Origin of the sequence: Methanobrevibacter filiformis (genome assembly GCF_001639265.1) — an archaeon.
In the GTDB taxonomy this organism is placed as follows: Archaea; Methanobacteriota; Methanobacteria; order Methanobacteriales; family Methanobacteriaceae; genus Methanacia; species Methanacia filiformis.
In genome coordinates, this window is the sequence record NZ_LWMT01000076.1 from 1 (window position 1) to 16,526 (window position 16,526).

General features: G+C 26.7%; 13 protein-coding genes. 4 read left to right on the forward strand and 9 right to left on the reverse strand.

The genetic code is table 11. The features are described 5' to 3' along the window. Window positions 1-491: 491 nt before the first annotated feature. The 7 genes from fbp to MBFIL_RS02730 form a co-directional block, all read right to left on the reverse strand. Complete coding sequence (gene fbp / locus MBFIL_RS02700) at window positions 492-1,592, reverse strand: fructose-1,6-bisphosphate aldolase/phosphatase (RefSeq protein ID WP_066971241.1); 1,101 nt, start codon at window positions 1,590-1,592, stop codon at window positions 492-494. A 315-nt stretch (window positions 1,593-1,907) separates the two neighbouring features. After that, on the reverse strand, window positions 1,908-2,390 hold the full coding sequence (locus tag MBFIL_RS02705) for a hypothetical protein (RefSeq protein ID WP_066971243.1): 483 nt from the start codon (window positions 2,388-2,390) through the stop codon (window positions 1,908-1,910). Between the two features lie 156 nt (window positions 2,391-2,546). After that, entirely contained in the window at window positions 2,547-3,305 is a 759-nt protein-coding gene (gene mtnP, locus MBFIL_RS02710) for an S-methyl-5'-thioadenosine phosphorylase (RefSeq protein WP_066971245.1), read from the reverse strand. A gap of 94 nt (window positions 3,306-3,399) precedes the next feature. Beyond that, window positions 3,400-4,848 carry an RtcB family protein gene (locus MBFIL_RS02715; protein WP_066971247.1) on the reverse strand — a complete coding sequence of 483 codons (1,449 nt, stop codon included), beginning with the start codon at window positions 4,846-4,848 and terminating at the stop codon, window positions 3,400-3,402. 412 nt (window positions 4,849-5,260) lie between these two features. Then, window positions 5,261-5,728, reverse strand: coding sequence for an archease (locus tag MBFIL_RS02720; protein WP_066971249.1), 468 nt, complete (start codon window positions 5,726-5,728; stop codon window positions 5,261-5,263). Window positions 5,729-6,611: 883 nt separating this feature from the next. Next, on the reverse strand, window positions 6,612-7,733 hold the full coding sequence (locus MBFIL_RS02725) for an ORC1-type DNA replication protein (protein ID WP_066971251.1): 1,122 nt from the start codon (window positions 7,731-7,733) through the stop codon (window positions 6,612-6,614). A 132-nt stretch (window positions 7,734-7,865) separates the two neighbouring features. Further along, window positions 7,866-8,594 carry a 6-hydroxymethylpterin diphosphokinase MptE-like protein gene (locus tag MBFIL_RS02730; RefSeq protein WP_066971254.1) on the reverse strand — a complete coding sequence of 243 codons (729 nt, stop codon included), beginning with the start codon at window positions 8,592-8,594 and terminating at the stop codon, window positions 7,866-7,868. 338 nt (window positions 8,595-8,932) lie between these two features. On the opposite strand from MBFIL_RS02730, the gene MBFIL_RS02735 reads away from it, so the two are divergent. The 3 genes from MBFIL_RS02735 to MBFIL_RS02745 all read left to right on the forward strand — a co-directional run bounded on the left by MBFIL_RS02735 (window position 8,933) and on the right by MBFIL_RS02745 (window position 13,901). Further along, window positions 8,933-10,075 carry a pyridoxal-phosphate-dependent aminotransferase family protein gene (locus MBFIL_RS02735; RefSeq protein WP_066971256.1) on the forward strand — a complete coding sequence of 381 codons (1,143 nt, stop codon included), beginning with the start codon at window positions 8,933-8,935 and terminating at the stop codon, window positions 10,073-10,075. A gap of 776 nt (window positions 10,076-10,851) precedes the next feature. Beyond that, window positions 10,852-11,730, forward strand: coding sequence for a damage-control phosphatase ARMT1 family protein (locus MBFIL_RS02740; RefSeq protein WP_066971259.1), 879 nt, complete (start codon window positions 10,852-10,854; stop codon window positions 11,728-11,730). 182 nt (window positions 11,731-11,912) lie between these two features. Next, entirely contained in the window at window positions 11,913-13,901 is a 1,989-nt protein-coding gene (locus MBFIL_RS02745; protein WP_066971261.1) for a hypothetical protein, read from the forward strand. Here MBFIL_RS02745 and MBFIL_RS02750 read toward each other — a convergent pair whose 3' ends face one another. Then, window positions 13,902-15,554, reverse strand: a complete 1,653-nt coding sequence (locus MBFIL_RS02750) for a thiamine pyrophosphate-binding protein (RefSeq protein ID WP_084266276.1) — start codon at window positions 15,552-15,554, stop codon at window positions 13,902-13,904. 9 nt (window positions 15,555-15,563) lie between these two features. Next, entirely contained in the window at window positions 15,564-16,019 is a 456-nt protein-coding gene (locus MBFIL_RS02755) for a dCTP deaminase (protein ID WP_066971263.1), read from the reverse strand. A gap of 314 nt (window positions 16,020-16,333) precedes the next feature. Between MBFIL_RS02755 and dmpI the strand changes: the two genes are divergently transcribed. Next, window positions 16,334-16,519, forward strand: a complete 186-nt coding sequence (dmpI, locus tag MBFIL_RS02760; RefSeq protein ID WP_066971265.1) for a 4-oxalocrotonate tautomerase DmpI — start codon at window positions 16,334-16,336, stop codon at window positions 16,517-16,519. Window positions 16,520-16,526 lie beyond the last annotated feature (7 nt).

Here is a 16,526-nt window from a genome sequence, read left to right on the forward strand (position 1 = left end):
GCTGCAACTAATGAAATAAACATCAGAAATGCAATATACAATACAATACGAACAAGAAATCTAAAAGACACAATATACTAGAAAAAACATAAATAAACATAGTATAAAACCATACATGTCTAAATAATTATCCCTTAGTCAGTATGCCATTTATCAAAACATAATTCATACAAAAGCACTAATTTATTAATACAAATTTCATAATAAATGCACAAAAACTTAATAAAAAAAAGATTATAAAGTCATTAATGCATGAAATCATATTTCAACACAAAGATTATTAAACTTTACTAAAAAACAATCAACAAACATAAATCACTTAAAACCCAATAAACTAAATAATAATCCTTATTTTAACTTAATATTACTTCATCATCACAATATAAGCCAATAAGTATCAATTAACTAATCAATGAATTATGGAAGATCTCCAATAAGATGTGCAAAAATAATAATATGAAAAAATAAGGATAAAAATAATCTAAAAGTTATTATTCATCCATCTTTTCAAATCTTTCTTCTAATTTTGTTAAAACACCAGGAAGAGAGGTGTATTCCATTTCTTCACTTGGTAATCTATGTGGTTCAAAAGGTCCATGCCTTCTCATATAATCTGCGATGTCCGCAGCTCTATTTCTAGTGTTATCAAATGCAGGATCATCAAACAAGTCAACAGGTCCAATTAAAGTAGCATTAGCTACTTGGAATCCTAAACCAATTATTCTTGGAGGTCCATCAAACCTAATAGGGTTTGCTTCTTTCTGACTAGTTGGCATTAAAGGACCATTATGTGATCCTCTCATCCATCCACCTACAAGATGAGGGAATGCGAAAGGTTCAATGACTTCTCCTGCTGCAGGGAATCCTGATTGTGCCCTCACAATAGCTGCAGGATCATCTTTACCTACATATTGACCAGCCATGAGATTTAATCTTTCTGTACTTACACTTGCAGCTATTTCACCGTTTTTCTTAAATATTCTTTTAATAACATATCTTCCAGTAGAACCTAAAAGAGCAAGTAAATCATAAGATTCCTCAGGAGCATTTAATATTACTTTTCTATGTTCCATCACATCAAATACTTCAAATTTAAATCCATCATGCAAGCTTGGATCAATAACAAGCCCTGCAGTGTTAAATGGATCTGCAAATATTTTGTAAAGAGGTAAGTTAAATGCACCAGGTTCAGTTTTATCACAGCAATATACAATTACAGGATCACTTGGTCTTTCTTTAAATTCCATTTCAGCAACACCTGGACCCATACCTTTGATATTGCCAGAAAAAGTGTCAGATAATAAGTCTTGACCTGCACCGTATAATTTTAACTCACGTGCTTTCTCAGTAGCTGCCATAAATGCATCAAAAGCAGTTTTATGGACTTCTTCATTATCTTCACCGTTTGTATGAGTCATGATAAGATCAATATCATCTCCACATCGAGTTACATAAAAATCCTTTAAAATACTTTCTTCTTTAGCTTTTGCTAATGCATCTTTACATATTTGAATAAGAGCCTCATGAGCTACACCATGTCCAGAAACACTTCCAACATCTGCTTTTAATACACTAACTGTTGTTTTTGTCATATTTTCACCTCTAATGGTTGAAATTCAATGATAACTAATAGCTATATAATAATAGCTATTATATTAAATCATATAGATAAAATTGAATTAAAACTTAATATATTATCAAAATTAGATATTAATCAGAATAATATACTACAATTAATTATCTATTTTTGTATATAAAAGAGTTACTATTATTTTTAACTACAACTATTGTTTTGAAAAATAAAATAATAAAAATTTAGTAACTATTAACAATTAAATTACTATTAAATATCAATTAAATGATTTTATTTGATTTAATCATAGTTTAATTAATATTAACTACTACTATTAACTATTAGCTACACCAATGATAGTTTTAAATTGAGAATTAAGAGTATTTAAGTATTCTTTGTTGTAGTCATTAGCAGGGACTTTCGCAAGTATGAAATAATTAGACCCCGCACTTTCAAAATTTACATTAACAAAGACCATATTTGGAGAATCAGAATCATTGTAGACGACATATTTATAATTATAACCTGTAACATCTAAATCACCCTGATCCATGATGTTTTTACCATCATAGAAATTTCCAGAAGTATTTTTTAAACCTATTTCAATTTCAGATTTACCATCGCTTATTTTTGTACTGTTATTAGAAAGTAAATGGAATCCATTATCTAAATTTATTTTCCCATCAGTTAAGTTTGAAATCCATGAATCATTATCCAATGATGTGATATTACTAATATCAGTATCTCCAATACATCCAGAAACAGCAACTACAGCCAAAATAATGATTATTATTAATACTGGAATTTTATTGTTCATAATTATAATATATATGATTATATAGTATTTAATTTTTAGTATTACAAAAAATATATTTTTAATAAAAAATATTGAATAAAGTTAAACTAAATAAAATAAAATTAAATAAAATTAATAAGATTAAATAAGATTAAATATGTTAAATATGATTAAATTTTAAGATTCAGCCCCATCAAGAGCATGTAAACAAGGACAATCATATTTTTCAGATAATGAATTGATTGTTTTATATATTATATCAATTACTTCATCCTTTTTAACTTCCATGATTTCAAAGACTTCATCCATTGTTAAGTTATCTTCTGATATTGATGATGCATAATTAGAAACAATACATATACTACCATAGCACATTTCCAATTCTCTTGCAAGAACTGCTTCTGGAAGACCTGTCATACCTACTAAATCTCCCCCAATTACCTTAAGCATCTTTATTTCTGCAGGCGTTTCAAATCTTGGTCCTTCATTACAAACATAAACTCCATTAGGAACCACTTTCCCATTGGATATGATAACTTCTCTTAAACGGTTACAATAAGGTTCAGTTACATCTACATGAACAACTTTATCATCATAGAATGTTTTTGGTCTCTGTGAAGTGAAATCTAAGAAATCATCACAAACAACAAGAGATCCTGGAGGAATTTCTTTTTTTACTGATCCTACTGCATTAGTAGCTATTATTTGATTAACACCTAACTTTTTTAGTGCAAAGACATTAGCTCTATAATTTACCATATGCGGTGGTGTTGAATGTCCTGTAGCATGTCGCGGTAAGAATGCCACATTCTTATCTTCAATAGTAAATACTGTGATGTCCACTTGACCATAAGGTGTGTTAACTGATTTATTTTCAACATTTTCTGAATTTCTTGTAATATCATAGATTCCACTGCCACCAATAATTCCTATCATTGTTATCACCAAATGAAGTATTTAATAAAATAATTAATAATACTAAAACTTAATAAAATAAGTAATAATAGTAAATCATTTAATAAAATTAAACTTATCCTTTTGTAACTGCAAGTGGTTTGAGTTTAGCTACTAATTTAGCTATTCCTGTGCTATCTGCCGTTGTTACTACTTCATCTACGTCTTTATATGCATTTGGAGATTCTTCAGCTATCACTGGTTTCGAACTGGCTTTAATTAGAATTCCATTCTTTTCTAATTCTTTCTCAACATCTTCGGGTGAAAATTTCTTTTTAGCTGCAGATCTTCCTAGTTTTCGTCCTGCTCCATGTGCTGTTGATCCAAATGTTTCATCCATAGCTATTTGAGTTCCATGAAGAACATATGAGGAGGTTCCCATAGTTCCAGGGATAATAACAGGCTGACCTATATCCTTATATTCATTTGGAATTTCTTTTCGTCCTGGACCGAAAGCACGGGTTGCTCCTTTTCTGTGGACAATAACTTCCATGTTAGTATTCTTTGTTTTATGAATCTCTTTTTTTGCAATATTATGAGCAACATCATAAACTACAGACATATCCATATCTTCAGCACTTCTATTAAATATATTTTCAAAGGTTTCTCTTATCCAATGTAGTATCAATTGTCTATTTGCCCATGCATAATTAGCTCCAGCTGCCATTGCTTTGAAATAATCTTGTGCTTCAATTGATTCCCATGGAGCACATGCAAGTTGTCTATCAGGAAGTTTTAAGCTGTGATGTTTATATGCTTTATCCATTAAACGGAGATAATCTGAACATATTTGATGTCCACATCCTCTTGAACCAGTATGAATCATTAAAGCAATAGTTCCAGGTTCTAACTTAAATTTCTTAGCCACATCATCATTATAAATATCTTCTATTTTTTGAACTTCAAGAAAATGGTTACCTGAACCCAAAGACCCAAGTTGAGGAATACCTCTTTTTTTAGCTTTATCACTAACTTTTGAAGAATCCGCATCCTCCATTTTTCCATTTTCTTCTAAGAATTTAAGGTCTTCTTCAAATCCATATCCATTTTCAATAGCCCATTCTGCTCCAAAGTCTAAAACATTATCAATATCTTCTATTGAAAGGCGTATTTTACCTTTACTTCCAACCCCAGAAGGAATATTCTCAAAAAGACCATTAACAATCTCTTTAAGCTTTGGTTTAACTTCATCTTCAGTTAGATTAGTCCGTACAAGACGAACTCCACAATTTATATCAAAGCCAACACCACCAGGACTTATAACACCATTTCGAGTGCTGAAAGCTCCGACTCCCCCAATACTAAAACCATATCCAAAATGAATATCTGGTAATCCTATAGAATAATTTTGAATACCTGGAAGGCAAGCTACATTAGCTACTTGGTTAATAGCTCCTACTTCAAGTTCATCTAATGATTTTTTACTTAAATATAGTCTTCCTGGAACTCTCATCTCTTTCTTATAGCTACTTGGGATTTCCCAAACATTTTCACGAATTTCTGTAATTTGATCTTTTACACTCATAAAAAACACATAATTAATTTATTTAATAAATTATCCAATATAACAGCAATATAGAACATCTACATAATATAATCAAATATATAAGTAATATACTTAATTAACAAAAATTTAAATTAAAATAAATAGTATATTCAATATTTTAATGATAATACTATTAAAATATAGTATTAAAATTAATAATACTATTAAAATTAACAACAAATAATTTCATATTTAATTATGTTTCATAAATTGAATAGAACAATATAATATACTATATTTATTTGTAACTATTAATTTATTATAATATTTATTACAATTTTAAATAATAATATTACTAATGAAATCATCACGAATTAATGACAAAATTAAGATAAACAAAATTAAGATAAGAGTTATACAATAGTTAGAATATATTGACCATATTGTAAGCTTATAAATCAAGTATAACTCTAAGCTTATATTTATTATTCTCTTCCACTACTTCCATCATGTGAAATGTAATAGCTTTAACTTCAGACCCTCTTTCATGATGATTCCAGTTAATATTTTCCCCATAAACTTTAGCTTTAAGATAATAATTGCCATCATCAAAATTTATGGAACATATTTCGAATTTAGAAAGTAATAAAAACTGAACTTCATGAATAATCAACAGTTCTTCTAGCCAATCATATAAAAGAGAAGTTAAATCTTCAGATTCGATAGCTATTTCCTTATATTCCTTTGGCTGAACAGTATTAATATTAGTTATTACATCAAACATTGCTTTTCCAGCATTTTCAAATGAACTTTCTAAAGTATTCCCATAAGCATAAATCCCTATATCTGCAGTAACATCAAAAAATTCATAATCTACATTGTTCTCGTTTTTAATAATTTCCTTAATGTTCTTTTGCATTTATTCACGCCATCCTATTTAAATTAGTTCTTCAATTAATTTAATATTATTTTACATGATAAATAAAGTAACAAACTTAATATAAATCACTATTAATTAAATCATAGAATAAACTTAATATAATTTAATTAAAAAGTATGAAATATTACTTTTCAAATGCTCTCTAACTCTTTCTTTAAATACTGTACTTGACCATATATTATGATAGAGATGGTTAAAATGAAAAGTTACATAAACTTAAATTACTTAATAAGATACTTACAAAACCCAAATGATGTGAAGTATACTTTGAAAAAAAAGGATAATCTGTATTATAAATTTAAGCTAAAAAATTATAGCATTCAATCTTGTATGGTGATACTCTTAGTGATAGGAGTATTCCTTTTCACAGCAATATCAATTGCTACAACTCCAAATCCAAACATAATGTTTGGTATATGATCCCAAAATATATTATCCACAAGAATCAGATTTTAGACAATATTCTACTGAATAAATTATGTGTAAATTGATATTAGAGTTGATCCATACAATATATCATTTAATACCCCATATTATATAAATACACTGTCTAAAATCATTTTTTGGATTTTATTAACCCACATTAAATAATATTTGTATACTTAAATATAACTTAACTTCACATTAAATAATATTTGTATACTTAAATATATATTGAACAGAATAAATAAAAAGTCGATTGGTAATTTACTCATTTATTCTGAAAAGTAAGGATATGTGTAGTAGTGAGGAAAATAAAAATATTATAATAAAACTAATAATAAAATATGATAAATAATAATATTTTCCAATACTACTTCTCAGTAAACAATGATATTCCAAATATAATTAACATGTACTTAAACATGAGATACAGTGAAAATTAAATTTTACATTTCGTGATATCTTCAGGATTAAACCTTAAAATGACTTGTCTCGATTTTCCTCGGACTCCTTTTCCAGTGAATTTCGTGTCTATTAATCTTAAAAACTCTAACTTTTCTAAAATTCTGCTAAAAGAAGCATTACTCGAGTTTGTTTCTTTAATAAACAGTTTAGACAAGTCTCCAGCAGATAAATCTTTATCATGATAATCAATGATTATTTTTAAAAGAGATTTCTCATGTTTAGATAGTACAGATAATGTTTGTGTTAATTTAACAGGAATTCTTGAGGAAAGAGATTCATCTAAATGTTTTTGTTCAATAGCTCGGCTTGCATGAGATTCAGCCATATTGCCAACAACACGTAAAAGATCTATTCCGACTCTCAAATCCCCACTTTCAAATGTATAATCAGTTATCTGTTCAATTAAATCTTGAGAAATAACATTAGGATAGAAACCTACATTAACTCTATCAGTTAAAATAGTCAGTATTTCCGATCTGGTATATGGTGAGAAAAGTATCTCCTGAGGTACGAATACGGTGTTTACATTTTTATCTAAGGCTACTTTAAATTCGAGATCAGACAATATTGCGAATATTCCTGTTTTCACTTCAGGAAATATTTCATATGCCCTTAATATATCATAAAATACTTTATTAGCATGTTGATTATGGAAAAGATAATTAACATCGTCTAAGGCTACGATTAATGCTTGTTTATTATCACTTAATTCTTTCATCACCCTTTGATATATTCTTGAAAAAGGAGTTCCAGTTTCAGGAGGTAAGTGTCCGAAAATTTTTTGATGAATTTGAGATATTATTCCAAAACGAGTTGTGTGGAGCTGACAATTAATATAACAACAAACAACCTTATCTGAAGTTTCTTCAACTAAATCAAAAACCTTTTTAACAGCTGTTGTTTTTCCAGTGGCACAATGCCCTAAAATAATTGAATTTATAGGTCTACCTTCATTTAGAGCAGGTCTAATCGAAATAGCCATAGCTTCCATCTGACTATCCCTAAAATTATAATTATCAGGCATATAATCAGGATTGAAAGCTGAAATATTTCTAAATAAACTTTCACCATCAAGTAATATATCTTCAATTCCCATAATAATAGTATTTATTTAAACTTATATAAAAAATTAATTAAAAAAACATTACTTGTTTAACATATACATGAACCTAGTTTAAGAGTACATAAAACTAATATTCACATCAACTAACTAAAAACTAATTTAAACTCACATAAATCTAATATTCACATTATTATTGTCATCTGCCCATTTAACTAATTTTTCAGCATACACCAACTTTTTTTGCTTTACTTTGTCTGCTATTTCAACTGAACGAGATAAATTAGGTCTTGAGTAATTAGTAACATATTTACCAAAATCCATTCCACCTAAACATATGTTTTTCGCCCCTAAAGCAATAGCTAAAAATACTGCACGATCCCCATCAGTAAATCCTCCAAAATTAAATAGTTTACCTGAAGAAGATGATTGTGTGGTTCCAATAACTTTTTTAAAGGTTTCAGTATGTTTAGCTATAAATTCTAAATTATTTCCATGTGCATGAATAACAAAAAATGCTCCTTTATCATTAGCAATTAATAAATCATCAATTTTACCATCTAAATCAGTAACAACGATGTCAGGAATAATATCTTCTTCAACAAGTCCAGATGTCGCACCATCAGCAGCTATAATAACATAGTTATTAAATTTAGAATAATTATCTTTAAGATACTTCACATGTTTTTTTAATGAAGGTCCTGCACCAAATACCATAAAAGAGTTATTATTATCCACGATATTTTTAACAAATTCTTTAAGATTATCTAAAGAATAAGACCCTGATTCACTTAAGATTTTATTTAAAACAAAGGCGGAATTTTCATCCATTTCTTTCGAAAAATTAAAATCATCTAAAATAGTACTATACCACTTTTCCCAATCTTCAAACTTCATTGATTTATATCTATTTATATTTTAATATATAAATTAATTCAAAAAGATAAAAAAGATAAGAAGATAAACAATAATTATTTTCAATATTTAATATATTTAATAGTAAAACTTTTAAACATTTAAAATAAAATTTTAATATGCTTGATTAACATAATTTATTTAATAATATTTTAACTGTGATATTAATACAAATATTACTATGGTATTGTTATATATCCTATTGCTATAAAACAGACCATATAATGAATAACTATTAAATAGATAATTTAATTAAATAGATAATCTTATTACTGTCTACTAGTCAAGCTTTAAATCTTTTAATTGGAGGAATACATAAAATGGACGAAACATTATTAATGCTTCCTGGACCAACAAAAGTTGCTCCTAGGGTTCTTAAAGCAATGTCCGATAATATTGTTAATCATAGAAGTGCAATATTTGGAGAAATCTATACAGAAACTACAGAACTAATGTCTGAAATATTCAAAACTGAAAATAAGTCTTATCTTTTAACTGGATCAGGTACTGCTGCAATGGAAGCAGCTTTATCTAGTATTATTACTCCTGGAGACAAAATATTAAATGTTGTTGGGGGGAAGTTTGGACAAAGATTCCAACAGATTACAAATATGCACAAAGCAGAAAGTAAAGAGTTAACCATTGAATGGGGAGATTCTGTAACTCCAAATCAAATTAAAGAAGCTTTGGATGAAGATGAAGAAATAAAAGCTATTACATTAGTTCATAATGAAACTTCAACTGGAGTCTCTGCACCAATTAAAGAGATTGGAAAAATAATGGATAACTACGATGCACTGTACATTGTAGATACTGTATCATCCTTAGGTGGAGATAGAGTTGATGTAGACAAGTATGGAATTGATATTTGTGTTACAGGATCTCAAAAATGTTTAGCAGCACCACCAGGTCTTGCAGCTATTACATTAACTGATGATGCATGGAAAGTAGTAGATTCTGTTGATTCAACATCATACTATTTAGATATGAAAAAATACAGAAAAAGTGGAGCAGGAACTCCACCAGAAACACCATACACTCCTTCAGTTTCACTAATATATGCAATATTTGAAGCCCTTAAAATTATAAAAGAAGAAGGATTAGATAATAGAATTACAAGACATGAAACTGCAGCTAAAGCTACAAGAAATGCTGTTAAAGCTCTTGGGCTTGAACTATTCCCTAAAGAAGAAGTTTCATCTACAACAGTCACTGCAGTAAAAATGCCTGAAGGTGTAACTGACCCGCAACTACGTGGAACTATGAGAAACGAATATAAAGTCGAATTAGCTGGTGGACAAGATCATTTAAAAGGCAATATCTTTAGAATAGGTCACATGGGTAATATTACATATAAAGAACTAGCTATTACATTCTCAGCACTTGGAATGACTTTAAAGAAATTAGGTTTCGATATAGACCCTGGAGTAGGAGTTTCTGCAATTAGTAACTCATATATTTAATTATAGTTAATTACGAATATTCAATTATTATAGTTAATTACTATAGTTAATTACTATAGTTAATTACGAATATTCAATTATTATAGTTAATATTTAACTATAATTACTATTTTTAGTATTTAAGCCTTAAAATCAAATTAATAATATAATATTTAAACACTACTTATTATTTTTAATATTTGAAGGATTTACTTAAAATTTAAAATAATTATAATACTAATTAATATTAACTTAATAAACATATTTATAAGTAAAAAAAGATATAAGTATTAGAGTATACGAACATAATTAATATAGATTAATTACGATATACAAATAAAATTAATAGCTATTTGCTCCATGACTATCTCCCATAATGTATTATGATAACCTATCATCTATAAATTCATTTTGAAACCTCACAAAAAAGATAGTCATGGGTCAAATAGCTATTTAATATCTATTAGTTTAATTTTACAATTGCTGATTTTATTTTTCATATCCTATTCATATATCTTTTATAATCCCTCTATTTATTATTATACTCAATATTTTATATATTTTATGTATATTTTAGATAAAATATAGATTAATCATGTGAATATAGTACATTGCTCAAAAAGTGCAACTTATAATCATTTTTAATTCTTATGAAAAATATGATAAAAATACTTTAAATTAAATTTAAAGGTTTTTCAGATGATATTTTTGAATATTTAAATTTACTACATATGTTACAAAGCTTTTAGAATATACTACACTAAATATTTTATACTTTAAAGTTAATAATAACAAGTATGAAAGTATACTATGAATGTGGAGCCTGTTTTCTTCGTCAAGCTCGTGAAGCTATTAACTTATCAACAGAAAATAATGATTTGAAAATAGAAATAACCAAATCAATATTTAAATATATGGCAGAAAATTATGAAAAGGGAGCACAGTCTAATAAGATTGGAACAGAAATGCATAGATTGATTAAAGAAAAAACTGGATGTTATGACCCCTATAAAAAAGAAAAAATACTCGGAAATGAAATAGCTGTTAAGTTACTTCCAAAAGTTAAAGAAATATTGAAAAAAGACAATAGCTTAGAAAATTATGTTAAAATAGCTATTGTAGGAAACATATTAGACTTTGGAGGATTAGGACTCGAAACTAATTTAGAAGAAATAATGTTAGAAAACTTAGAAAAAAATCTAACCATAAATGACAATGCAGAATTTGAAAAAGCCATTGAAAATGTTGATTCCGTGCTTTATTTAGCAGATAATACTGGAGAAATAGTTTTCGACAAGTTATTCATTGAGAAATTAAAAAATGATTATGGAGTTAATGTAACAGTAGCTTTAAAAGAAAAACCAATATTAAATGATGCTTTAGTAGAAGATGGACTATCTATTGGATTAGATAATATTTCTACACTTGTTAGTACAGGAACCGACTCTGTAGGAATTGTATATGATGACATATCAGAAGAGTTCAAAGAAATCTTTAAAAATCATGAATTCATAATTACAAAAGGACATGGAAACTATGAGGGAATAACTGAAATTCCAAAAGAAGTATTAAAAGATAAAGATATTTTCACACTATTAGCAGTCAAATGTCCTGCACTTAGCCAAGATATTGGAGTTAAAGAACGAGACATGGTTTTTAGCAAATTAAAAGTTTAAAATAAATATATAATATAGGTAAAATATGTAATTTATTAAATAAAATTATTTATTTGCATTTATTTGCTTATTTTAAATTATTTTTACAATGATAATAAAATAATGAATAATAATAAATTCACATTTTCAAGTTAAAAATAGCTATTAAAGGAGGATTTCATATTTCAACAAAACAAAGAGAAATGAAAATAATAAATATCTTCGTTTCTGGATTAGATGAAGTTGAAAAAGAATTAACAAGCTTAATAAAGTTAATAGCTAATTTAAATTCTGGAATAAGTTCAATTCAAGGAATTTTATTTAAAATAATAGGTAATGAATATATAAAACAGCTTGAATTAAAGATTATTGAACAAGAAAAAAGAAATAATGAATTTCTAATATCAATAGAAGATATCTTATTATATGAAAATAAAAACAAGCAATTTAAGTTTAAAAATAGCTATTTTACAAGAATTATAAACAATAAGAAAAATAACTACAAAGTAATTCATGACTATGAAAATATTTATATTTTAGTAAGTGGAAATTCTCTAAAAAAAGGAAAATATAATTTAATTAAAGAATTTGAAACATTTAAACAAAATGAAGGGCAATTCCTATTTTATTTTACAGATAAAGAAAATATTATAGATAAAAGAAGTCAAAGTAAAAAAACTAATGCAAACAAAGAAAAAAAGATTGAAAAGTTTAAAAAAGAATTGAAAAATGAAGATTTTAATTATATGAACTTTTATGGTGAAAAACAACTAAAAAATATTATAAAAAAAGAATTACTAGACATTATTTCCAATTTAAAATATAATTTTAAAAAGAAAACAAAAGAAATTAAAATTTCAAGTAGAACTTATGCTACTGACCATCAATACCCAATTTTTTACATTTTAACAGCTATTGGAAAATATCTCATTACATACAACCCAAAAGAAAATACACCTACCAAAATAGCTATTAATGACTTCCTTAAAAAACATTCCCTCATCGTAAATGAGTACAATTCATCATTTCTAAAAAACTCAATTACTGATTCTGCAAAACATTTAATGAAAACTGAAATGATAAATCCCAGTATTAAAGACTCTAAATCTATTATAAACAGCATTATACAGGAATATAATGAAAAAAAAGAATCTGAAAAGGTTATTGAAGAAATTGAAAGATATTTACATGACCATGGATTTAATGATAATGAAAAATTAAATAAAAAAATTAAAAACAATGCTTTTTTAAAATTTATAGAAAAGAATAATGAAAATAGTGAAGAGTCTGATAATCTTGATGAAATAGAAGAGTTAGGTGAATTTAGTGATTTTGGGCTCTTTAAAAGATTCGATTATAAAAATTTATACACAATAACTCCAATTTTAGAATATATTTATTATAATAAAAACGATGACAAAAAATATAATAAAAACGATGACAAAAAATATAATAAAAACGATGATAAAAAATATAATAAAAACGATGACAAAAATGAAAATCAAGTAAATGAAGAAGAACATTTCATAAGAAAATTTTTAAAAGATATTAAAAAAGAATTAAAAAGACCTGAGATAAACCCATACTTAATGTATTTAACATCTTTTTTCTATGATTTCAATGAAGAATTAAGCTATTTTCAGGACTATTTTGTTGAATTATTTGTTAATGGAACAATAGAAAATTTTTACGAAATTGAAGATGATGAATTTGAAAAAGAGATACAAGATTATGAAGAAAGTAGTGAAGTAGAAGATGATTTTTATAAAGAGTTTGAACATGATCTTTTTAAAGATATAGATGAAACTGAAAGCGATATAGGTCAATTCATAATAGCTACAAATGATTTTATAGATGATTGGAGCTCCCATTATAGTATACTACAAGAAAAAATTATAAAACCATTCAATAACAATATAAAATTACTAATAATATTTATTTTGTATATAAACTCAGAAAATCATGATAGTTATTTATACAAGCTATATGTACTTATGGATTATCTCCAATATGAACTTCAAATTTCTTTAAGCTATTTAAATGATATAAAAGAACTAAATGAATCATTAAATGAGATTAAAGTTAAAAAAATAAATAAGCAATATGATATCTTAAGAAAATCAATTAATAAATGGAAAACAAATATTAGAAAAATAAAAAAAGGAATTGAAATTGTAAGTGAGCTTAAATAATTAGGCGATAGATTTTGGAAGTGAAACATCTTCATTATCAACAATTATTTCAATTAGCACTGGCTCATCAAGATATTTAGTAACATCCAAAGATTGATCAAGTTCATTTTTCGTTGAAACCTTCATACTTTTAATATTATACCCCTTAGCTATTGTTTGAAAATCAGGATTTTCAAGATTTACTTCATATTGTTCCATATCATAGAAAACTTCTTCCCATTGCCTAATTACTCCAAGTTGAGAATTATTTAATAGAAAAATAGCTATTGGAAGATTATATTGTGAAATTGTTGCTAATTCTTGAATATTCATCTGAATTCCACCATCACCAACAATTGCGATGATTTTACTGTTAGGTTTAGCTATTGAAGCTCCAATTACACCTGGAATAGCATATCCCATTGGAGCAACGGATCCAGAGTAAATTAAATCTCCTTTAACACTTGGATTTGATGAAAGAAGTGTCCATGAAGTATGACTTCCTGCATCACCAATAACAAAAGAATCCTGATTATGTTTTAATATCTCATTAATAACCATTTGAGGTTTAAGTGGAACACTGTAATCATTTACACCATCAATTAAAATATCATTATTTATAATAGCTAAATTATCTAACCACTTCTTATCTAATGATTTAAATAAATTATCCTCATTATTTAAAACATTTAAAACATTTAAAACATCCCCATGAATATTAATACTACCTTTAAGATTAGATTTATTAATATTTATATCAATGATTTTAGATTTGTATTTTCTAAATATTTCATCAATATTAGAAAGTGGTAAGTTGTCAACATTTAATGTTCTCTCAGATAACTTAGAACCAAAGGTTAAAATTAAATCTGATTCCTTAAATGAATTATTTGCACTATATGTTCCTCGAATTCCAACCATTCCTAAATAATTCTCACAATCTGTGAATAATCCTTTTGAATGATAAGTACTAACTACTGGAACTTTATATTTAGCTATTAACTCTTTAAGAAGTTCTATTGATTTTCCCCATTTTATCCCAGCACCAACAAGTATTACAGGTTTTTTAGAGGATTTTATTCTATTTATAATTATTTCCAAATTAGAATAGTCATATGGAGGAGTATAAGATAACTGTTTGTTTAAAACATCACCAATTTCAAAATCTAATAAGACATCTTTTGGAAGATTTAAATGAACAGGTCCTTTAGGTTCTTTTTTAAGAATTTCAATTGCTTCTTTAAGGTTTAAAATAGCTGTTTTTCCATCATGAGGATTAAAGCTTTTAATAGCTATATTTTTAAAAATATTTATTAAGTCAAAATCCTGAAAAGTATCTTTTCCTTTTAAATTCTTTGGAACATCTCCAGTGATAAAAAGAAGTGGAACAGAATCCTTAAAAGCAATAGCTATTCCCATGAAAAGATTAAGTGCTCCTGGACCTGCTGTTGCTAAGCAAACTCCAAATTCACCTGAACATCGCCCATAGCTATCTGCAGCTATTGCTGCACCTTGTTCATTTCTACAAAGTATATGTTTTATTTTTGAAGTGGAAAGTGCCTTGTAAAAAGGTAATATCTGTTCACCAGGGTGTCCAAATATAGCTTTAACATTATTTTCTTCTAAAATCTGGACTAGAGCATCAGATGTGTTCATTGTAAAATCTAACTCCATTGAAATAAGTTATTCCTCTTCTTGATAACTACCATCATATTCTCCAGATCCAACAACTTCATAAACAACTCCTTGAGCTATTCTATCTCCTTTTTTAATAGTATAATCAAATTCACCATGATTATAAATTAAAAACATTAATGTACCATAAAATCCAGGATCTCCAACTGCAGTTTGAACAGAAACAAAAGATCTAAGCAATGTAGATCTAGGTTTATATGTCATAGCATAGCCTTTAGGAATCTTAATTTTACGATCAATTGTTCCAAGATATGCTGTTTTACTTTTAAGAGTGTAAATTGGTCCATCTAATACTTCTATTTCAGGTAAGTTTTTTTCATTGTCAATAAGTGAACCTGCTGATTTTTGAATAAATATTTCATCAAGGGGAAGATCAATCCCAGAAGGTTGTACTAATTCTTTAAAATTGGGAAATAATTTAATAAGTTCCTTTTCTCCAAGCATGTTTAATCATCCTTACAATTAATTTAGTGGAATTTAATATTAAAATTACAATATTTATAGTTAGACATATATATTATATTATATTATATTATATACCTATGTGAACATGTAGTTATGCATCTAGGTCATTAGGTGTTACATCCTATAAAATATGAATTGACAATAAAATCATATATTGCTACATAAATATTATAATTATAACCAATCATGAAAAATATTAATAAGTATATTGTATACTATATAGATATATTAGTATATAAAGCCAATAGACATAGTAACACATACAAAGTCATAAAACAAAGGATGTGAATTAAATGCCTGTAATCATAGTTGAATCTAATGAAATAGATGTGGATAAAAAAAGAGAATATGTTAAAAAATTAACAGAAATAACCGCAGAAACATATAATCTTCAAGAATCTACAGTTACAGTTTTGATTAGAGAAATAAAGCCTGATAATATAGGAGTAGGAGGGAAATTATTAAGTGATTTAAAATAGCTATATG

Bases quoted from the DNA above. Each gene is read 5' to 3' on its own strand.
- MBFIL_RS02735 (WP_066971256.1), top strand. From the start codon at position 8,933: ATGGACGAAACATTATTAATGCTTCCTGGACCAACAAAAGTTGCTCCT.
- MBFIL_RS02755 (WP_066971263.1), bottom strand. From the start codon at position 16,019: ATGCTTGGAGAAAAGGAACTTATTAAATTATTTCCCAATTTTAAAGAA.
- MBFIL_RS02705 (WP_066971243.1), bottom strand. From the start codon at position 2,390: ATGAACAATAAAATTCCAGTATTAATAATAATCATTATTTTGGCTGTA.
- mtnP (WP_066971245.1), bottom strand. From the start codon at position 3,305: ATGATAGGAATTATTGGTGGCAGTGGAATCTATGATATTACAAGAAAT.
- MBFIL_RS02725 (WP_066971251.1), bottom strand. From the start codon at position 7,733: ATGGGAATTGAAGATATATTACTTGATGGTGAAAGTTTATTTAGAAAT.
- MBFIL_RS02740 (WP_066971259.1), top strand. From the start codon at position 10,852: ATGAAAGTATACTATGAATGTGGAGCCTGTTTTCTTCGTCAAGCTCGT.
- MBFIL_RS02730 (WP_066971254.1), bottom strand. From the start codon at position 8,594: ATGAAGTTTGAAGATTGGGAAAAGTGGTATAGTACTATTTTAGATGAT.
- MBFIL_RS02750 (WP_084266276.1), bottom strand. From the start codon at position 15,554: ATGGAGTTAGATTTTACAATGAACACATCTGATGCTCTAGTCCAGATT.
- fbp (WP_066971241.1), bottom strand. From the start codon at position 1,592: ATGACAAAAACAACAGTTAGTGTATTAAAAGCAGATGTTGGAAGTGTT.
- dmpI (WP_066971265.1), top strand. From the start codon at position 16,334: ATGCCTGTAATCATAGTTGAATCTAATGAAATAGATGTGGATAAAAAA.
- MBFIL_RS02715 (WP_066971247.1), bottom strand. From the start codon at position 4,848: ATGAGTGTAAAAGATCAAATTACAGAAATTCGTGAAAATGTTTGGGAA.
- MBFIL_RS02745 (WP_066971261.1), top strand. From the start codon at position 11,913: ATGAAAATAATAAATATCTTCGTTTCTGGATTAGATGAAGTTGAAAAA.
- MBFIL_RS02720 (WP_066971249.1), bottom strand. From the start codon at position 5,728: ATGCAAAAGAACATTAAGGAAATTATTAAAAACGAGAACAATGTAGAT.